This is a genomic window from Pseudomonas sp. FW300-N2F2, assembly GCF_017351655.1.
Classification (GTDB): domain Bacteria; phylum Pseudomonadota; class Gammaproteobacteria; order Pseudomonadales; family Pseudomonadaceae; genus Aquipseudomonas; species Aquipseudomonas fluorescens_AA.
In genome coordinates this window covers 1,048,444-1,066,697 of sequence record NZ_JACNDQ010000002.1, presented here as the reverse complement: position 1 = coordinate 1,066,697, position 18,254 = coordinate 1,048,444, and the positions used below count along the sequence as shown (strand labels likewise).

The 18,254-nt window shown below is 60.0% G+C and carries 18 protein-coding genes; 13 read left to right on the top strand and 5 right to left on the bottom strand.

The window, feature by feature from the left end:
* Positions 1-172 precede the first annotated feature (172 nt).
* From ppk2 to J4E63_RS19425, 7 genes are all read left to right on the top strand, one after another.
* Positions 173-1,090, top strand: a complete 918-nt coding sequence (ppk2, locus tag J4E63_RS19455) for a polyphosphate kinase 2 (RefSeq protein ID WP_207283027.1) — start codon at positions 173-175, stop codon at positions 1,088-1,090.
* 67 nt (positions 1,091-1,157) lie between these two features.
* Positions 1,158-2,777: an inorganic phosphate transporter gene (locus J4E63_RS19450; RefSeq protein ID WP_207283026.1), complete on the top strand. Its 1,620-nt coding sequence runs from the start codon at positions 1,158-1,160 to the stop codon at positions 2,775-2,777.
* A gap of 196 nt (positions 2,778-2,973) precedes the next feature.
* Positions 2,974-3,825 (top strand): putative selenate ABC transporter substrate-binding protein, encoded by an 852-nt coding sequence (locus J4E63_RS19445; RefSeq protein ID WP_092204319.1) that lies wholly within the window; start codon positions 2,974-2,976, stop codon positions 3,823-3,825.
* The gene (locus J4E63_RS19440; RefSeq protein WP_207283025.1) at positions 3,822-4,622 is read left to right on the top strand and encodes a phosphonate ABC transporter ATP-binding protein; all 801 of its coding nucleotides are present in this window, start codon (positions 3,822-3,824) and stop codon (positions 4,620-4,622) included. The genes J4E63_RS19445 and J4E63_RS19440 overlap by 4 nt, the downstream gene beginning before the upstream one ends.
* The gene (locus J4E63_RS19435) at positions 4,616-5,443 is read left to right on the top strand and encodes an ABC transporter permease (protein ID WP_207283024.1); all 828 of its coding nucleotides are present in this window, start codon (positions 4,616-4,618) and stop codon (positions 5,441-5,443) included. Before J4E63_RS19440 ends, J4E63_RS19435 begins: the two co-directional genes overlap by 7 nt.
* Positions 5,440-6,207 carry a phosphonate ABC transporter, permease protein PhnE gene (phnE, locus tag J4E63_RS19430; protein ID WP_207283023.1) on the top strand — a complete coding sequence of 256 codons (768 nt, stop codon included), beginning with the start codon at positions 5,440-5,442 and terminating at the stop codon, positions 6,205-6,207. Before J4E63_RS19435 ends, phnE begins: the two co-directional genes overlap by 4 nt.
* 185 nt (positions 6,208-6,392) lie before the next feature.
* The gene (locus J4E63_RS19425) at positions 6,393-7,136 is read left to right on the top strand and encodes an SDR family NAD(P)-dependent oxidoreductase (RefSeq protein WP_207283022.1); all 744 of its coding nucleotides are present in this window, start codon (positions 6,393-6,395) and stop codon (positions 7,134-7,136) included.
* A 230-nt stretch (positions 7,137-7,366) separates the two neighbouring features.
* On the opposite strand, the gene J4E63_RS19420 is transcribed toward J4E63_RS19425, so the two are convergent.
* Positions 7,367-8,290: a LysR family transcriptional regulator gene (locus tag J4E63_RS19420; RefSeq protein ID WP_207283021.1), complete on the bottom strand. Its 924-nt coding sequence runs from the start codon at positions 8,288-8,290 to the stop codon at positions 7,367-7,369.
* Positions 8,291-8,403: 113 nt separating this feature from the next.
* Between J4E63_RS19420 and J4E63_RS19415 the strand changes: the two genes are divergently transcribed.
* The 5 genes from J4E63_RS19415 (at position 8,404) to yghU (ending at position 13,272) form a co-directional block, all read left to right on the top strand.
* Positions 8,404-9,399: an aldo/keto reductase gene (locus J4E63_RS19415; protein ID WP_207283020.1), complete on the top strand. Its 996-nt coding sequence runs from the start codon at positions 8,404-8,406 to the stop codon at positions 9,397-9,399.
* A gap of 123 nt (positions 9,400-9,522) precedes the next feature.
* Positions 9,523-10,281 carry an ABC transporter substrate-binding protein gene (locus J4E63_RS19410; protein WP_207283019.1) on the top strand — a complete coding sequence of 253 codons (759 nt, stop codon included), beginning with the start codon at positions 9,523-9,525 and terminating at the stop codon, positions 10,279-10,281.
* A 1-nt stretch (position 10,282) separates the two neighbouring features.
* Complete coding sequence (locus J4E63_RS19405) at positions 10,283-11,626, top strand: diguanylate cyclase (RefSeq protein WP_207283018.1); 1,344 nt, start codon at positions 10,283-10,285, stop codon at positions 11,624-11,626.
* 28 nt (positions 11,627-11,654) lie between these two features.
* Positions 11,655-12,389: an ABC transporter substrate-binding protein gene (locus J4E63_RS19400; RefSeq protein WP_207283017.1), complete on the top strand. Its 735-nt coding sequence runs from the start codon at positions 11,655-11,657 to the stop codon at positions 12,387-12,389.
* A gap of 43 nt (positions 12,390-12,432) precedes the next feature.
* A complete protein-coding gene (yghU, locus tag J4E63_RS19395) occupies positions 12,433-13,272 on the top strand; it encodes a glutathione-dependent disulfide-bond oxidoreductase (RefSeq protein WP_207283016.1) in 840 nt (279 codons plus the stop codon).
* A gap of 303 nt (positions 13,273-13,575) precedes the next feature.
* Here yghU and J4E63_RS19390 read toward each other — a convergent pair whose 3' ends face one another.
* The 3 genes from J4E63_RS19390 to J4E63_RS19380 all read right to left on the bottom strand — a co-directional run bounded on the left by J4E63_RS19390 (position 13,576) and on the right by J4E63_RS19380 (position 15,986).
* Complete coding sequence (locus tag J4E63_RS19390) at positions 13,576-13,845, bottom strand: hypothetical protein (protein WP_207283015.1); 270 nt, start codon at positions 13,843-13,845, stop codon at positions 13,576-13,578.
* Positions 13,846-13,986: 141 nt separating this feature from the next.
* A complete protein-coding gene (locus J4E63_RS19385) occupies positions 13,987-14,277 on the bottom strand; it encodes a DUF3077 domain-containing protein (RefSeq protein ID WP_207283014.1) in 291 nt (96 codons plus the stop codon).
* A 1,037-nt stretch (positions 14,278-15,314) separates the two neighbouring features.
* A complete protein-coding gene (locus J4E63_RS19380; protein WP_259334033.1) occupies positions 15,315-15,986 on the bottom strand; it encodes a transposase in 672 nt (223 codons plus the stop codon).
* Positions 15,987-16,206: 220 nt separating this feature from the next.
* On the opposite strand from J4E63_RS19380, the gene J4E63_RS19375 reads away from it, so the two are divergent.
* Positions 16,207-16,581, top strand: a complete 375-nt coding sequence (locus J4E63_RS19375) for a hypothetical protein (protein WP_207283012.1) — start codon at positions 16,207-16,209, stop codon at positions 16,579-16,581.
* Between the two features lie 232 nt (positions 16,582-16,813).
* On the opposite strand, the gene J4E63_RS19370 is transcribed toward J4E63_RS19375, so the two are convergent.
* The gene (locus J4E63_RS19370; RefSeq protein ID WP_207283011.1) at positions 16,814-17,920 is read right to left on the bottom strand and encodes a hypothetical protein; all 1,107 of its coding nucleotides are present in this window, start codon (positions 17,918-17,920) and stop codon (positions 16,814-16,816) included.
* Positions 17,921-18,254 lie beyond the last annotated feature (334 nt).

The following is an 18,254-nucleotide window of genomic DNA, read 5'->3' as shown; positions in this document are numbered from 1 at the left end:
CCACGATGGTTTGCGAAGATCCTGCCATGGGTTCGATGACACCTGGATGACACCCCTTGAGCCCCAGTAACTGTTTTAGCCAAGGGCAGCGCATGAAGCACAGATGACGTTCACCACTATGTAACAAATTGCAACTAGCGTGGATGGCGCCTCCACGACCGAGTTTTCCATCATGCTTTCAACCCAGGACACCTTGGTACAGCGCATCCACCGCGAATTGCTCGATCACAGCGACGAAGAACTGGAGCTGGAGCTATCCGAAGACGGGCATGACCTGAACGCCTTGTTCGATGAACATGCCCCGGATAGCAGCGAGAAAGAAACCCGACGCCTGTATTTCAGCGAACTGTTCCGCCTTCAGGGCGAGCTGGTGAAGCTGCAAAGTTGGGTGGTCAAGACCGGGCACAAGGTCGTGATCCTGTTCGAAGGGCGCGACGCCGCCGGCAAGGGTGGCGTGATCAAGCGCATTACCCAGCGGCTCAATCCCCGGGTATGTCGCGTCGCCGCCCTGCCCGCCCCCAACGACCGTGAACGGACTCAATGGTACTTCCAGCGCTACGTTTCGCACCTGCCGGCGGCGGGTGAAATCGTGCTGTTCGACCGCAGTTGGTACAACCGCGCCGGGGTCGAGCAAGTCATGGGGTTCTGCACCGACGAACAGTACGAAGAGTTCTTTCGTACCGTGCCGGAATTCGAGCGGATGCTCGCCCGCTCCGGCATCCAGTTGATCAAGTACTGGTTCTCCATTTCCGACCAGGAACAGCACCTGCGCTTCCTCAGCCGCATCCATGACCCGCTCAAGCAATGGAAGCTCAGCCCCATGGACCTGGAGTCCCGCCGGCGCTGGGAGGCCTATACCAAGGCCAAGGAAATCATGCTCGAACGCACCCACATCGCCGAGGCTCCCTGGTGGGTGGTGCAGGCCGACGACAAGAAAAAAGCCCGGCTCAACTGCATCCATCACCTGCTTGGGCAAATGCCCTATGAAGAGGTGGAGCTGCCGACCATCGAACTGCCGCAGCGGGTACGCCAGGAAGACTACTCCCGCAGTCCGACGCCACCGGAGCTCATCGTGCCCCAGGTCTATTGAGAACCGCCAGGCAGGGACGCCCGGCACCGAGCCCCCACTTCCACCGCTCACTGAGCCGGACTTCATCATGACGAACCAGACCCTGGCCATGGACTCATCGAGTGCCATCGCCCCCAGCTCGAGACCGCAACTCAACCGCAAGCCAAGCGTGCTCACCCTGGTGGTGTTTTTCGCGGTACTGGGCAGCGGCCTGCTGTTTACCGCCTACAGCCTGATGCACGACATGAACGAACTGGGCACCGTGGTGACCACCTGGACGCCGTTCCTGCTGTTGGGCGTGGCGCTGGTGATTGCCCTTGGCTTCGAATTCGTCAACGGTTTCCACGACACTGCCAACGCCGTGGCCACCGTCATCTACACCAACTCCATGGCGCCAAACGTTGCCGTGGCCTGGTCGGGCTTCTTCAACTTCCTCGGGGTGCTGCTCGCCAGCGGCGCGGTGGCCTTCGGTATCATCGCCTTGCTGCCGGTTGAACTGATCCTGCAAGTCGGTTCCTCCGCCGGCTTCGCCATGATCTTCGCCCTGCTGATCGCCGCCATCCTCTGGAACCTGGGCACCTGGTGGCTGGGCTTGCCGGCGTCGTCGTCCCACACCCTGATCGGCTCGATCATTGGCGTGGGCGTCGCCAATGCCTTGATGCACGGGCGCGACGGCACCAGCGGCGTGGATTGGGCCCAAGCGACCAAGATCGGCTATGCATTGCTGCTCTCGCCACTGGTGGGCTTCGGCTGCGCCGCGTTGTTGTTGCTGGCGCTGCGGGCCTTCGTCAAGAACCGCTCGCTGTACAGGGCCCCGCAAGGCAACACCCCGCCGCCCTGGTGGATTCGCGGCATGCTGATCCTGACTTGCACCGGTGTGTCATTCGCCCACGGTTCCAATGACGGCCAGAAAGGCATGGGCCTGATCATGCTGATCCTGGTCGGCACCCTGCCGATGGCGTATGCGCTGAACCGCACCATGCCCGCCGACCAGGCCCTGCAATTCGCCGCTGTGGCGCAAGTCACCCAGCAAGCCCTGGTGCAGCACTCGCCGCTACCGCCCCCAACGGACCCGCGAGCGATCCTTACCACCTACGTTGGCAGCAAGGAAGCGACGCCTCAGTTGGTGCCGGCCCTGGCCGCCATGACCGGCAGCATCGGCGCCGAGGTCAAGGGCTACGGTTCGCTGGCCAAGGTGCCGGCCGAAGCCGTGGGCAACGTGCGCAACGACATGTACCTGACCAGCGAAACCATTCGCCTGATGGACAAGAACAAGGTCGGTAATTTCGATGCCGACACCAGCGCCCAGTTGCAATTGTTCAAACAGCAAATCGACACCTCCACCCGCTTCATTCCTCTGTGGGTGAAAATCGCCGTGGCCATCGCCCTCGGCCTGGGCACCATGGTCGGCTGGAAACGCATCGTGGTGACGGTGGGTGAAAAAATCGGCAAGACCCACCTGACCTACGCCCAAGGTGCCTCGGCCGAAACCGTCGCCATGCTCACCATCGGTGCCGCCGACATGTTCGGCTTGCCGGTGTCCACGACCCACGTGCTCTCCTCTGGCGTGGCCGGCAGCATGGTCGCCAACGGCTCTGGCCTGCAGATGCGCACCATCCGCAACCTGTTGATGGCCTGGGTACTGACGCTGCCTGCCGCCATCCTGCTGTCCGGCAGCCTCTACTGGTTGTTCACCAAGCTGTTCTGACCTGCTGTTCGCCGAGGCCTCACCTGACAGAGGCCTCGTTCTCCCGTCCACCACAGCCCCCACAGGGGACTGGGTGAGTTCACAACCAGAAACGGTTAACATCCCTCTCCTTCGTCTACCCTCACAGAACGGCGTACCGCCATCCATGTGGGCGTGATGCTTCGACATTCCTTGCCTTCTCTACCGGAGATCTTCCATGCTCAAGCCTTCCCTGGCATTGGCCGCTGGTGTTGCCCTGTCGTTTTGCAGCTGGCTGGCGCAGGCCGCCGACACCCTGAAAGTCAGCGCGATTCCCGATGAGGCCCCGACCGAGCTGCTGCGCAAGTTCAAGCCGTTGGGGGCTTACCTGGAACAGCAAACCGGCATGAAGGTCGAGTTCGTCCCCGTGAGCGACTACCCGGCCGTGGTCGAGGCACTGGCCACCGACCGGATCGACATGGCTTGGCTGGGGGGCTTCACCTTCGTCCAGGCGCGCCTGAAAACCGGCAACGCCATCCCGCTGGTCCAGCGCGAACAGGACGCCCAGTTCACCAGCAAATTCATCACCGCCGACCCGACCGTCAAGTCCCTCGCCGACCTCAAGGGCAAGACCTTCGCCTTCGGTTCGGTATCGTCGACATCGGGCAGTCTCATGCCGCGCTATTTCATGCTTCAGGACGGCATCAAGCCAGAGAGTTACTTCAGCCGCGTCGGCTACTCGGGTGCCCACGACGCCACCGTCGCCTGGGTCCAGGCCGGCAAAGTGGACGCCGGGGTACTGAACGCCAGCGTCTGGGAAAAACTGGTCGCGGCCGGCAAGGTCGACACGAACAAGGTCAAGGTCTTCGCCACCACCCCAGCCTACTTCGACTACAACTGGACAGTGCGCGGAACCCTCGACCCCGCGTTGGCAGCCAAGATCAAGGCCGCCTTCCTGGCCCTCGACCCGGCCAACCCGAAGGACAAGGAAATCCTCGACCTGCAAGCCGCCAGCCGCTTCATCGAAACCAAGCCTGAGAACTACAAGGGCATCGAGGAAGCCGCACGCGCCGCCGAACTGCTCAAATGACCCTGCGACTGACCCAGGTCAGCGTTACCCATGCCAACGGCGTCCAGGCGCTGCGTGGCGTGGACTTGCACATCGGCGCCGGCGAACAGGTCGCCATCATCGGCCCGTCCGGCGCCGGCAAGTCGAGCCTGCTCAACCTGCTGGCCACCGCACTGCGCCCGGGCAGTGGGGAGCTGCAGCTACTTGGCGAACGCGCCTGGCAGCTGTCGGCCCGCCAGCGTCAACGCCTGCGCGCGCGCATCGGTCTGATTCACCAATCGCCCCCTCTGCCGCCGCGCCAACGTGTGGTGACGGCGGTCCTGGCCGGAAAGCTCGGCCAGTGGGGCATCGGTAAAAGCCTGTTGAACCTGTTGCACCCGCTGGATATTCCAGGCGCCAGGGCGGCATTGGCCCGGTTGGACCTGGGCGACAAACTGTTCGCCCAATGCCAGCAACTGTCCGGCGGACAACTGCAGCGCGTGGGCATTGCCCGCGTGCTGTACCAAGCGCCCGAGGTGTTGCTGGCCGACGAACCGGTTTCGGCCATGGACCCGGTATTGGCCGAGCACACGCTTTCGGTGCTTTGCCGCCACGCCCGGGAACACAACGTCACCCTGGTCGCCAGCCTGCATGCGGTGGAACTGGCCTTGGCGCACTTTTCCCGGGTCATTGGCCTGCGGGACGGGCAGATCCTGTTCGACCTGCCAACCGAGGCGGTCGACCGTCCGTTGCTCGACACGCTCTACGCCAACGAACAACTGCAGTCTTCACCAACAACGCCCCACGCGTCCTTGAGCGTGCAGATTCCCCGATGCTGACACGCGATACCCGAGACCCCGCCACCCGCCCTCGCCTGCTGCTCAGTCTGCTGGCCCTGGTGTTGCTGTGGCCGGGCATCCAATTCAGCGAACTGGACCTCGGCGTGCTGCTGGCGAGCGACAGCCAGAGCGAAATGGGCCGGTTCGTAGCGGCGTTCTGGCCGCCCGCCCATGGCGACGAATTCGTTGAACTGCTGTGGCAGGCCACCTTGCAGACGCTGGCGATCGCCACGGCCGGCATGGCCTTGGCGTTGCTGTTGGCGGTGCCCGCGAGCCTGCTGGCCAGCCGCGCCCTGTCGCTGTCGGCGGCCTCCCGTGCCGGCCATCCGGGCTATTGGGGCCAACTGCTGCGCTGGCCGGTACGCGGCTTGTTGGTCTTCTTGCGCAGCGTGCCGGAAATCGTCTGGGCCTTGCTCTTCGTGCGCGCGGTCGGCCTCGGCCCGACGGCGGGCGTATTGGCCATCGCCATTACCTACAGCGGCATGCTGGGCAAGGTCTACGCGGAAATCTACGAGTCGGTCGACCAGCGCCCGGCCCACGCGCTCTTGCAGTCCGGCAGCAGCCGGCTGGCAGCCTTTTGCTATGGGATCCTGCCCAATGTCGCGGCGGAACTGTTGTCGTACACGGTGTACCGCTGGGAATGCGCGATCCGCGCCTCGGTGGTGATGGGCTTCGTCGGTGCCGGAGGGCTGGGTCAGCAGATGGACCTGTCGCTGCGAATGTTCGCTGGCGGTGAAGTCGCCAGCCTGCTGCTGACGTTCCTGGCACTGGTGCTGCTCGCCGATCAACTCAGCCGCCTGCTGCGCTGGAGGCTGGCATGAATCGCCTGCTCAACGTGGTCATGGTCCTGTGCATCGGCGCGGCAGTCATCGCCTCGTTCGTCTACCTGGGCATCGACCTGGGCGAGCTCGGCGACAGCGGCAATCTGCAGCGGATGGGGGCTTATGCGCAGCGTTTTCTCAGCCCGGACCTGAGCCCGGGCCATCTGAAAGCAATCGGTCACGGCGCCCTGGAAACCCTGGCCATGTCCGCCCTCGGCACCCTGCTCGCGGCGGTGTTCGGCCTGCTATTGGCCTTGCCCGCGGCCGGACGCTTCGGCTGGCCTTTGCAGAGCGCGTCGCGCCTGATGCTCAACGCCTTGCGCGCCGTTCCAGAACTGGTGTGGGCTGCACTGATGGTCCTGGCCGCTGGTCTCGGTCCCAATGCCGGCACCTTGGCACTCGCCCTGCACACCACCGGCGTACTCGGTCGCTTGTTCGCCGAGGCGTTGGAAAATACCCCTTCCGAACCGGCCGACGCCATCCGTTTGCAAGGCGGCAACGCCGTATTGGCGTTCTGCTACGGGACACTGCCCAACCTGCTGCCGCAACTGTTGGCCTACGTCCTGTATCGCTGGGAAAACAACATCCGCATGGCCAGCGTGCTCGGTTTTGTCGGTGCCGGAGGGCTTGGACAAATGCTCTATGTCAGCCTCAGCCTGTTCCAGGAGGCCCAGGGCAGCACGGTCATCCTGGCGATGCTGCTATTGGTGCTCGCCGTCGATACCTTGAGCGGCTGGAGCCGCCAGCGCTGGGTCAAGGCTTGACGGCTGTGCACAGCGACGAATATGGAATTGGTCATAAAGACCAAGAATAAGGTCTTTATGACCACGACGCATCCGAGTCAAAATAACCCAACAAACACCAACCCATTGACTGGCAAGGCATTATTAATTGGCACACTTTCTGATCAGGTCTTCTGCCCCTTTTGGCGAACCTAGGAAGAAAGCACATGAGTAATGAATTCAAGCCTGGTCTTAGCGTAGTCACCGGTGCCAGTTCGGGTATTGGCCTGGCCGTCACCCAACGTTTGCTGGAGCACGGTTCCAACGTGATCGCGATGTCGCGACAGATCGGTGGCCTCGGCGAACTGGTCGAGCGATTTGGCGACAGGCTGTTCTGGCTGCCCGGCGACGTGACACAGGCGACCGACCAGGCCAGGCTGGCACAACTGGCCGCCTCCATCGGCCCGGTGGATTGCCTGGTACCCAATGCGGGAATCGCGCAACTGGCCGACGGCCTGGACCTGGCCGCTTTCGACAGGCAATGGGCCGTCAATGGCGCGGGCGCCCTCAATACCCTGAGCAGCCTGCGCGAGCACCTGGCAGCCGAGGCGTCCGTGGTGTTCATCGGCACGTTCCTCGAACAGGTCACCTTCCCGGGGTTGGCCGCGTACATTGCATCGAAAGCGGCCTTGCGCGCGCAGATGCGCACCCTGGCCGTTGAACTGGCACCCCTTGGCGTTCGCCTCAACATGGTTTCGCCGGGGCCTACCGCCACACCGATCTGGGGCACCCTGGGCCTCGATGCAGAGGCTCTGGGCTCGGTAGCGAGCACGGTCAAGCAACGATTGCTGGGCGGGCAATTCCTCGAACCCGGAGCCGTGGCAGATGTCATCCTGTTCCAATTGGGCCAGGGTGCACGGGGCGTGTATGGTCAGGACTGGGTGGTGGACAGCGGCTACACCTTGCGTTGATTGCGGCGAGTCCTGGCTAGAAGAGACAGTATGTTTGGCTGAGCATGTAACCCTGTGGGAGCGAGCTTGCTCGCGATAGGGTCAGGTCAGTTAGCATCATGTCGGCTGGGTCGCCGTCATCGCGAGCAAGCTCGCTCCCACAGGTCGTGCTTTCGTGCCGAGCGGTGGCGAGGGAGCTTGCTCCCTCGCCACAAGGGCGGTCGGTCCTCCCCAAAGGGTTCGGCATTACCTTACGCCCTCTCCATCAACGCCCGTTGCCCATCCGCCTCTCCCTGCAACAACTCAACCACCCAATCGATAAACACCCGAACCCTGGGTGACAGCTGTCGGTGCGGCGGGTACACCGCTGAGATCGGCCACGTCGGCACGCCGTACTCGCTCAATACTTCGACCAGGCCGCCCTCGGCCAACTGCCGTTGCACGTGGTAACGCGGCACCTGGATCAAGCCGAATCCCGCTTCACAGGCCGTTACATAAGCGTCGGCGTTATTGACGGTCAACTCACTCGGCAATTGCATTTCGCGCACCCGCCCCGCCACTTCGAATTCGAACGGGAAGAACCGTCCATTGCCAGAGGCAAAGCCGATGGCCTGGTGCGCCGGCAAATCCTCCAACCGGCGAGGCGTGCCGGCGCGAGCGAGGTAGTCGGGGCTGGCACAGGTCAGTTGGTGCAGGCGCACGATAGGCCGGGCCACCAGGGCCTGGTCAACGACATGCCCAGCGCGAATCGCGCAATCCACGCCTTCGCGCTGCAGATGGACCTGGCGATCGTGGAAACCGATGTCCAGTTGCAGCGCCGGGTAGCGCCGGTAGAACTCCGGCAGGCGCGGCAGGATCCAGGTGCAACCGAAGGCGATCGGCATGTCCACCTTCAACGTACCGCGAGGCTGGCTCCTTTGCGCCGACAACGAACTCTCAAGGTCAGCGAGGTCGTCCAACAACTGGCCGCAGCGTTGGTAATACGCTTGACCGTCGAGCGTTGCGCGCACCTGCCGGGTGGTGCGCTGCAACAGTTGCACGCCCAGATGGGCTTCCAACTGCTGGATCAACAGACTGACGGTGGCCCGGGGCAAGCCAAGGTCATCGGCCGCCTTGCCAAAACCGCCCAGCTCGACGATACGCCGGAACACTTGCATGGCCTGTAATCGGTCCACTGTCGCGCCTCATTATTTAGATATCCCGAATAGTTAAACCAATAATCGTGGATTTATCCAGGAAAGCCCTTGCTGGAGACTGCACAGGTCGTTCATTTCCAGGAGCTATCAGCATGAAGACCCGCCAACTCGGCCATCGCGGCCCTTACGTTTCCTCCATCGGCCTGGGCTGCATGGGCATGTCGGACTTCTACACCACGGGCGTGGACGAGGGAGAAGCGATTGCCACGCTCCACCGCGCCCTGGAGTTGTGCGTGACGCTGTTCGACACCGCCGACATGTACGGGCCGCATACCAATGAAGAGCTGCTCGGACGCGCCTTGCGAGGCAAGCGTGAAAGCCTGTACCTGGCCAGCAAGTTCGGCCTCGTGCGCAGCAGCGATCCCCATGCCCGCGGCGTCAACGGCCGCCCCGAATACGTCCGGCAATCGGTCGAAGGCAGCCTCAAACGCCTCGCCACCGACTACCTCGACCTCTACTACCAGCACCGCATCGACCCTGAAGTGCCCGTCGAGGAAACCATCGGCGCCATGGCCGAGCTGGTCAAGGCCGGCAAGGTCCGCCATATCGGCATCTCGGAGGCCAGCGCCGAGACCATCCAACGAGCCCACGCCGTGCATCCGCTGGCGGCGGTGCAAAGCGAATACTCGTTGTGGTCCCGCGAGCCTGAACACAATGGCGTGCTCGATACCTGCAAGCGCCTGGGCATTGCGTTCGTTGCCTACAGTCCCTTGGGCCGGGGCTTTCTGACCGGCGAGCTGAAATCACCGGAGGATTTTGCCGCCGATGACTATCGCCGCTTCAACCCGCGCTTCCAGGCCGACAACTTCAAGCGCAACCTGGCGCTGGTCGAACGGGTCAAGGCCTTGGCCGCGGACAAGGGCATCAGCGCCTCGCAACTGGCCCTGGGTTGGGTATTGGCCCAGGGTGACCACGTCATTCCGATCCCGGGCACCAAGCAGCGCAAGTACCTGGAGAGCAATGTGGCAGCGTCTTCAGTGGTATTGAGCGCTGACGAACTGGCCCATCTGGATGGGATTTTCGCAGGCGAAGGTGTGGTAGCGGGCGACCGATACCAGGCGCAGACGATGACGTTGTTGAACGGTTGATCCGTCGGCTGGGCTGTCGGTTTCGACAGGCCGGATTCAAGCAGGCGCCAGCCCAGCCGATAACCCTATCAATAATAGCCCCAGGCCTAGCCGGGCTCTGCCAGTTGCATAGGGTAACGATCAATGAGTTTGTCGCTGAATCGCCTGCTGACGTGGGGCGTCGTGATGTTCCTCGCTGCAAGCGCTTGCGCGGCAGAGTCCCCCCTGCGCATCGTGACGGAGGAGCTGCCGCCCTACAACATGACGCAGAACGGACGCGTGACCGGCATGAGCACCGAAGTGGTCCAGGCCGTGCTCAAGGAGGTCGGCATGGACGCGCCTATCCAGCCCATGCCCTGGGCCCGGGCCTACGAGCTGGCGCTCAACGAAAGTAATGTGTTGATCTATTCGATCGTCCGCACGCCTGCTCGCGAATCGCTTTTCCAGTGGGTGGGCACCATTGGCCCGACGCAGTGGTACATCTACTCGCTGGCGGATCGACCGGTAAAACTCGACTCGCTGGCCGACGCCCATGGTCACCAGATCGCCACGGTCAATCAGGACGTGGGCGAGCAATACCTGGTCTCGAAGGGTTTTCGCATCGGCGAGGAACTGCAGTCGAGCACCAAGTACGAACACAACTACCGCAAGCTCAAGGTCGATCACGTGGAGCTGTGGATCTCCAACGAACTCAACGCGCTGTACCTGACTCGCCAGAATGGCGAAGACCCGGACAAAGTGCTGATCCGCTCGTTGGCGCTTCCCGAACTGAGCAGCCCGGACGGCCTGAGCATGGCGTTCAGCCGCAAGACGCCGGCCGAGACGGTGGAGAAATTCCGCGCCGGCCTTGAGACCATCCGTCGCAATGGGGTCTACGACGCCATCCTGCGCAAATGGTTATGACATGGGTGACTCTTTCCGCACGGCGGCGTCCCAGCCACCACCGACCCAGGCGTTCAGCTCCCTGGGGCGGCGCCTGGTGCTGGCAACGCTGTTGTTCTGCCTGTTCTTTACCCTGGCGATGGTCACCTGGCGCACCTGGCTGGCCTGGGAAAACAACCTGGCGGAAATGAATTCGGAGCTGGCCCTGATCGATCAGGTGTTCCAGAACACCTTGGCCTACGCCATTTGGGAACTGGACCGCGAATCCCTCGACCAGCAAATCACCAGCGTCGCCGCGGCGGCCCCCGTGGGGCGCGTGGTGTTGAACATCCTGCGCCCCGGGCAAGCGCCGGAAGTCATCGAACTCAATCGATACGCCGTCGGTCAATCGGGCGTGGTGCCGGTGCTGCATCGCCAGCTCATCGCCGAGCCCTACGCCGGGGCCCATGAGAAAGTCGGTGAACTGACCATCGAAGGCGATAATAACCTGCTGTGGGAGCGTCTCTGGAGCGAAGCACGCAGCATCGTCATCACCCAGCTCATCCAGTCCTTGCTGCTGGCCGGGTTGGTCATGACCATGTTCAATCGCCTGGTGACCGTGCATGTGGTGCATATCGCCCGTCACCTGGGCGGACTCGCGCCGCATACCCTCAAACATCACCTCAAGCTGCAACGGGCGGTGAATCGCCAGGACGAACTGAGCCTGCTCGAATTCCAGGTCAATGAACTCCAGGACAATCTGGGCGCCCACCTCGAACGCCAGCGTTCGGACGAACTGGCCCTGGCCGCCAGCCGCGATCAAATGGCCGAACTGGTGGAGGCACGCACCGCGGAACTGAAGGCCGCCAACCAGTCGCTCGAAGCGCTGTCCCGTCACGATGCCTTGACGGGCCTGGCCAATCGTCGCTACTTCGACGAACTGAAGGAAATCGAGTTTCGTCGGGCAATCCGCCACAACACCCCGCTGGCCGTGCTCATGTGCGACGTCGATTTCTTCAAGATCTACAACGACACCTACGGCCACATGCAGGGCGATCTGTGCCTCAAAGAAATCGCAGAGACCCTGCGCAGCGTGTTCGGCCGCTCTGGCGAACTGACCGCCCGCGTGGGCGGCGAAGAGTTCGTCGTGGTCCTGCCCAATGTCGACGCCGCACAGGCCTGCCAAGCGGCTCAACGCTTTCGCACCAGCCTGGCGGAACGTGAGCTGCCCCACAGCGGCTCCAAGGTCTCGCCTTTCGTCACCGTGAGCATCGGCGTTGCCGAGCTGGACCCGGAGACCATGGACCATTTCGATCAAGTGCTGCAACGCGCCGACCAGGCGCTGTACCGGGCCAAACACCAGGGACGCGACCGCGTTGCCCTGTAACGACCACCGCGCGCCATGAGGTCTGCATATGCACATTCGCCTGACACTCTGCTCATGCCTGCTACTCGCCTCGATCAGCCTGGCAAGCCACGCCGGCACAATCGAAGTCGTCACCGAAGACTCCCTGTACGCCTATCAGCGTGACGACAAGGTCGTCGGGCCGGGCATTCGCATTGCCGAGGAGACACTGAGAAACGCGCAGCTCACCGACTACAGTCTGTCGCTGTACCCGTGGGCCCGGGCCTACGAAAAAGCGCTGCACGAGCCCAACGTACTGATCTTCCCGCTGGACCGCACCCCGGCCCGCGAGACATTGTTCAAATGGGTGGGTGAAATACATCGGGTGGCGAGCCGGCTCTATAAACTGCGTGATAACCGCGACATCACCGTCAGCAGCCTCGAGCAGGCCAAGCAGTACAGCATCGGCGTGGTGCGAAACGACGCCAAGCAGATTTACCTGCAGCAGCGCGGGTTCACCCGGCTGGTCATCTCGGCCAACAACCACGACAACTTTCAGAAACTGCTCAATCGCCAGATCCAATTGCTGCCGATGCCGGAGAACACCGCACGCCTGATGAGCCAGGATGCGCAAGTGGATTTCGCTTCGCTGGAAGAGGTCTATATCCTCGACGAACAACCCCACAGGGTCCACTTGGCCTTCAGCCTGAGCACACCGGATGAAGTCGTCGCCAAGGCCCAACGCGCGTTCGAAGAACTCAAGGATTCCGGTGAAGTCGCACGCATCATGAACGAACAGCGGTAGACTCTGGGGGATCACACCGCAAGCAACGATGAGGTATGTCCCGATGAGTAAAGCGTCTTACATTCCGCCCAAGGTCTGGAAAAACGACGCCCCGTCTGGCGGCCAGTTCGCCAGCATCAACCGCCCTGTCGCCGGGCCGACCCATGACAAAACCTTGCCGGTTGGCAAGCACCCGCTGCAGCTCTATTCCCTGGCCACGCCCAACGGCGTGAAGGTAACCATCCTGCTGGAGGAACTGCTGGCGCTGGGTCATACGGGCGCGGAGTACGATGCCTGGCTGATCCGCATCAACGAGGGCGACCAGTTCTCCAGCGGCTTCGTCGAGATCAACCCCAACTCCAAGATCCCGGCCCTGCTGGACCTTAGCGTGGAACCCGCCATTCGGGTCTTCGAATCCGGCTCGATTCTGCTTTACCTGGCGGAAAAATTCGGCGCCTTCCTGCCCAGCGATCCGGCGGGCCGCACCGAAACACTGAACTGGCTGTTCTGGCAGATGGGCTCTGCCCCGTACCTGGGCGGTGGCTTCGGGCATTTCTACGCGTATGCGCCGGAGAAACTCGAATACCCGATCAATCGCTTCACCATGGAAGCCAAGCGTCAACTCGACGTCCTGGACCGCCGCCTCGGCGAAAGCCAATACCTGGCAGGCAACGACTACACCATCGCCGACATCGCGGTCTGGCCCTGGTATGGCCAACTGGTGCGCAACAACGTGTACGGCGCCGCCGAATTCCTCAGTGCCCACGAATACACCCATGTGCAGCGCTGGGCGGAAGACATTGCCAAGCGCCCCGCCGTCCTGCGCGGACAGCGGGTCAACCGCACGTGGGGGGATGAGGCGAGCCAGGTGCCGGAGCGGCATGAGGTTGGGGATTTGGGCTGAGGCCAGGTCGCACGCTGAATGGGTGGTAAACCTGGGTTTCTCAACTGAAACAGCCCCTGTGGGAGCGAGCTTGCTCGCGATGGCGGTGGATCAGCTAGCCTCGATCTGAATATGCCGACGTCTTCGCGAGCAAGCTCGCTCCCACATTGGATCGGGGGTGAACCTCAGGGTCTGTCCCCGTTTCTTCTTGTCCTATATCGACTGTCTTGACACCCAACTAGATTATTGGGGTGGCGGACAGGCCACCCCATATTTTCTATATGTCGCCGATGCATCACGCGACACTTGAAAATGCTCTTAAACCTATCCTTCGTAGACTGTGGCAGCAAGTAACATTTCTGCAGCGATCCGCCAAGTGATATTATTTACATCGACATTTTCATTCATATTTTTGTAATACCCAGCCATGCCATTTGCAAAACCCGAAAGACCGGATAGAAACTGCTCTATTTTTTTATTCTCCCATTCACCGCCATGATTTTCATAATCTTCAGCTAAGTACCCAACAAATTTTACGAACCCTTCCCGCGTTGAAATAGTTTTTGCATACTCACACAACTCATCATTAGTCATTTTTGCGCCCCTTAATAATGGATGTGGGAACCGGGGACAGACCACGATTTGAGTTCCTGTAATCGGTCCGCCCCATAATCGTGGCCTACCCCGTTTTTCCCCGTTCCGGCGAATCTAATGCTTGCTGTCTCGATGTGTCCGTTAGCTATTGGTGTGTTTTGATCCCTCAGGCCTAACCGTCATGACTTTCACTACATCATCAATCACTGCTTTGCTCATCTCCATTAGATAATGAGCGGCCCAGGCATGGCGGTCCGTTTTCCGTTCGAAAGTGGCGTCCTCTGCAAGGCGGTAGGCGAGATGCAAGAGATCTGACGCTTGTTGCAACGCTTCATTTAACGGAACACCGCCGTTAACGCGGAACAGCGGACGGTCGGAGCAGTAATGGAATGGGGTGTAGCCGATAGTTTTTGCTTCTGCCTGTTCGGTCATTTGCTATCTCCACTGACTGAGATGCAGCGGGACCGCGATACAGAGTTGCGGAGCAGATGAGGCCGTTTTCTTGATCTATTGATATGCATTGTTCAACTCCCTTGATTCGAAGAGCTGCCGCATCCGTTACCAAGCGAATGGGTGGCAGCTGTGCGCAGGTTGGTAAACCGGGGAATCAAGGAAACCGGCACGTCAGAAGACGTCCCACGCACAGCTGCCATAAAACAAAATCGCAGGTCTGAAAACCTGCAATCCTGTCCGTGCACTGTTACGCCTTATTCCACCGGGTTACCAAGCCCGGTCGCTGAATGTGCAGCGACATCCAGAGCGTAACGCGACAGAAAACCTCCGGCGAGAGGCTCAGGGCCAGAATAGTGCTTTTGGTGGGATTTTCAGAAGTTTCCTACGTGAGGCCGCAATGCTCGCAGTCCATCACGGACAGACACGTTTTGTGGACGCGGCTCAAATTCTCGAAGCACCTTTGAGAGGCTTGAGCACGCGTTGCGAGCAGAGGCACATCAAGAGGCACAGGCATTGGAGTAGATTTGTGAGGATCCCTCAGGGTCTGTCCCCGTTTTCCTGTTTCCTGTCGTGCAACACAAGCTGTCGACTCATGCAGATCTCTTCACTATTCAACTTCTTGATTTCGCTTAAGAAAGTTCGGGGACCTCTTAGGATCTGTCCCCATCATCTCTTCGTTTTCCCCTTGCTTTACGAGGCCCATTGGGTTTTTTCAGGATATACGCCTTCCTTCCAGAGCCTAGCCAGTTTCATGCTTGCCCTATGCGACCATCCTCCGTCTTGATCTAGTGGGCACGCAGAAAGCACCGTTAACGTTCCGCGCAGTTTATTTAGCCTAAGAACACCGACGTCTGTACCCCGCCCAAAAGAGTAATCAACGTACTCCTCGGTGTCAGCAATCCTGTCCATTTCGATGTAAAAAGCCATATTTTTAAGTCCTTCCTTCGTTACTTGACAAGCGGGCTTGGATATCGAAGCTGAGTAGCAGGACAACGGGGACAGACCACGTTTTTCAACTAAGACAGTGATCGTTTTCCCGGACGTCCCGGGTGGCCTCGTTGAGCTCGGCGTCCGATCATAGCTTCAGTTTCTGCAGCAAATCGCGAGCCACCGAGCACATAGTTACCATTGGTGGCGGCCCGAATTTGGTCAACCATCCCTACTCCCAACTCGTCTCTAAAAAGGTCCCTGTAAGCCTCTGCACTCGATGTATTTGGCCCTCCAAGCGACAGATACTGAGAGTGCGGGGTAATAAAATATGAAAATTCTGATTGTGCGTTAACACGATAACTCGACCAACGGTATTCCGCCGGATGCGCTACCATTTTTGCCCGAACAGGATTCATTTCTATATAACGATAGCAGGCCAAAACATAACTTTCACTTTGGACAAGGCATGAGCGAAAGCGCCCCTCCCATAGAGTTCCACTGCGCCCATATGTACGATTCACGTATTGAACATATCTCTGTCCTATCCCCTTCATAAGCAAGCCTGCACTACTTTGCTCTTGAGGGCTAACCAATAAATGAACATGGTTACTCATCAAGCACCACGCGTGAACCTCACACCCACTTTTGCTGGCTTGCTCTGCGAGCAACTCCATATAAAAAATATAATCATCATCCGAGAAAAAGCAAACCGATCGATTATTCCCTCGCTGAATTAGATGCAAGGGTACACCCGGCATTAAGACGCGTGCTCTGCGTGGCATATATGGAGAGTCCTTTTATACAAGTCGAGCCAAAAGCTTAGCTAACTCAAGAAAGGACATCACCTCTTTCTATTTCCTACTATTTCAGCCAATCAGAACACGCTACAGAAAACGTATAGAAAACGTGGTCTGTCCCCGTTTTCGCCGAACCTGCGGTATTTCTTGGCGCCTATCGCAACGCCTTCGAGACGCCCTGATGAGCAAGATCGATTCGACTCGCCTCTCCCAGGTCCTGGCTGCGCTGGCCAAGCCTAAGGAACGAGTAACATCGAGCGCAACAAACAACACCAGCGCCGCCAAGACCAAAAAGGGCGAAAAAGATCTCGAAGTGCTGCGCGTACATTTGCAAAGTCGTCTTCGAGACCTCAAAAGAAATACTGAAGATTTCCACGAGGCAGCCCCAGTCATCACCGTGCAGGAAATCCTGCGCTGGGAGTTCGGCGAAAGCATTCTGGAACATCCCGAATTCGGCAGCATTTCAAAAAAAGTCGCTGAAACCATGCTGGAAGATCAGGCATTGGAGAGGGCCATCTACGGGATCATTGATCGGATGGTGTCGCCTGAGCCCTGACCGGAAGATCCGGGAGCGCGCCTCCCCTGGTATAGGCCTGTGCACGACATCGGATGAGCTGTGCAACGGTGCAAACGCGCTGTACTCGATGGCGGCGGATGAGTTGGCATTGATGCTGGATGTGCCGACGTCATCGCGAGCAAGCTCGCTCCCACATTGGTTCGGGGGTGAACCTCGCCTTCTCGACTGGCACCGCTCCCACAGTTTTTTCCCACAGTTTTTCGTCAAATGTTCAGCGGTTGGCTTCCAGCTTGTACCTATCACCCGCCGACGCCGGAGTCGTCTCATTGGCCAGGGCAAAAACACACTCATCCAGATAAGGCCTGACATCCGCCCATTTCTTGCGATCGGCGATAAATCCCCGCAGCTTCTTGCCGGCATCCACAACATCCGGCTCATGGGCCATCAACATGAGCCTGGCGACTGAGCTGGCGTCATCATCCTTGTGCTTGGCATGATCCTGCCGAGCGTAAGAGTGAAACTCCTCGATCCGCCCCAACACAGCCTCGGCACCGCCCATGCACTTGTCACCCAGGACCTCTTCGCGCCGCTGCGCATGTCCACCGGCAAAGCTGTCCTGGACAAGATGAAGCAAACTGCCAAACGCCACCTGATTCACATTCGCCCGCAACCATGGACGCCCCACCGCAAAAAGATCCTGCACGGTTTGTCCGTTATTGAAATGCTGTTCCCAGCCTTCGATCTGGATGTCTTTCAAATAGGTATTGAGGGGGTAGGTACCATCGGCAACCCCCCAGGCGAACTCGGCCCACATCATGATTTCGCGCTTGGTCTTCTCTGGCGCGTCGCCCTCTTGGGACGCCATTGCATGCAAGAATTGCAGGTCGCCAAAATGCGAACGGGAGATGTAGTTCCCCGCCCCCATGAACGCCATCGGATCGGAAGCGCTTATGTCCTCGGCTTTCTCGAAGAGATTGACCCAGCACCGCGTCTGCGAGATGAAACCAACCGAGTAGCGTCCATCGCAGCCCTTGGTCTTGGCATCTTCCGCGCCAGGCATGAACACCGGATCATCGTTCCAGCGAACCCCGGCAATGACATAAGCGCCGGCGTTCTCCAGGTTGGGGTTGCTGCAATCCTGCCAATCCCCGTCACACCCATAGATCTTCTGCGTCAGCGCCTCGTGGGCAGGATCGGAAAAGTTATGCAGCGCGAAACTGGCGAAAGGCACCGTCGCCTTATAGGAAACCCCGTATTTCTTGGCCATCTCCCGTTCAGCCAACGTGCCATCCGGCGAGAGTTGAAAAGCGTTGGCGTGTCCGATGCAACCCAACAGAACACCCCAGGCAACTCCTGACACGGCTTTGTGTTTGTTCATGAATCGTCTCTGCAAAGGGCGGTGACGAGCAGGTTCTCGTCTCGCGCCGGGGATGGGTTGTGGTGGGCATAGTAAATGGCAAGACGCCATCGTCGATAGCATAGCGGGTGGGGCTTTGTCGTCCAGCGAGCAAACGCTGATTTTTTCCGTAGGTTTCCCGGGACCGATACGAAAGTCGCCGTCCAACAGACGGAGTAAACCCCAACCAAAAGCCCCTATGGACCGCCCCCGCAAATAGCACAAGCTCACGCCCATACAAGTCCCCAGCCGTGATCGCTACAGGGAAAGGACTCCGCACGCATACCTCGTACGCGTCACGTCGCGCTCAACCGAG

Bases quoted from the DNA above. Each gene is read 5' to 3' on its own strand.
- ppk2 (WP_207283027.1), top strand. From the start codon at position 173: ATGCTTTCAACCCAGGACACCTTGGTACAGCGCATCCACCGCGAATTG.
- J4E63_RS19450 (WP_207283026.1), top strand. From the start codon at position 1,158: ATGACGAACCAGACCCTGGCCATGGACTCATCGAGTGCCATCGCCCCC.
- J4E63_RS19445 (WP_092204319.1), top strand. From the start codon at position 2,974: ATGCTCAAGCCTTCCCTGGCATTGGCCGCTGGTGTTGCCCTGTCGTTT.
- J4E63_RS19440 (WP_207283025.1), top strand. From the start codon at position 3,822: ATGACCCTGCGACTGACCCAGGTCAGCGTTACCCATGCCAACGGCGTC.
- J4E63_RS19435 (WP_207283024.1), top strand. From the start codon at position 4,616: ATGCTGACACGCGATACCCGAGACCCCGCCACCCGCCCTCGCCTGCTG.
- phnE (WP_207283023.1), top strand. From the start codon at position 5,440: ATGAATCGCCTGCTCAACGTGGTCATGGTCCTGTGCATCGGCGCGGCA.
- J4E63_RS19425 (WP_207283022.1), top strand. From the start codon at position 6,393: ATGAGTAATGAATTCAAGCCTGGTCTTAGCGTAGTCACCGGTGCCAGT.
- J4E63_RS19415 (WP_207283020.1), top strand. From the start codon at position 8,404: ATGAAGACCCGCCAACTCGGCCATCGCGGCCCTTACGTTTCCTCCATC.
- J4E63_RS19410 (WP_207283019.1), top strand. From the start codon at position 9,523: ATGAGTTTGTCGCTGAATCGCCTGCTGACGTGGGGCGTCGTGATGTTC.
- J4E63_RS19405 (WP_207283018.1), top strand. From the start codon at position 10,283: ATGGGTGACTCTTTCCGCACGGCGGCGTCCCAGCCACCACCGACCCAG.
- J4E63_RS19400 (WP_207283017.1), top strand. From the start codon at position 11,655: ATGCACATTCGCCTGACACTCTGCTCATGCCTGCTACTCGCCTCGATC.
- yghU (WP_207283016.1), top strand. From the start codon at position 12,433: ATGAGTAAAGCGTCTTACATTCCGCCCAAGGTCTGGAAAAACGACGCC.
- J4E63_RS19390 (WP_207283015.1), bottom strand. From the start codon at position 13,845: ATGACTAATGATGAGTTGTGTGAGTATGCAAAAACTATTTCAACGCGG.
- J4E63_RS19385 (WP_207283014.1), bottom strand. From the start codon at position 14,277: ATGACCGAACAGGCAGAAGCAAAAACTATCGGCTACACCCCATTCCAT.
- J4E63_RS19380 (WP_259334033.1), bottom strand. From the start codon at position 15,986: ATGCCGGGTGTACCCTTGCATCTAATTCAGCGAGGGAATAATCGATCG.
- J4E63_RS19375 (WP_207283012.1), top strand. From the start codon at position 16,207: ATGAGCAAGATCGATTCGACTCGCCTCTCCCAGGTCCTGGCTGCGCTG.
- J4E63_RS19370 (WP_207283011.1), bottom strand. From the start codon at position 17,920: ATGAACAAACACAAAGCCGTGTCAGGAGTTGCCTGGGGTGTTCTGTTG.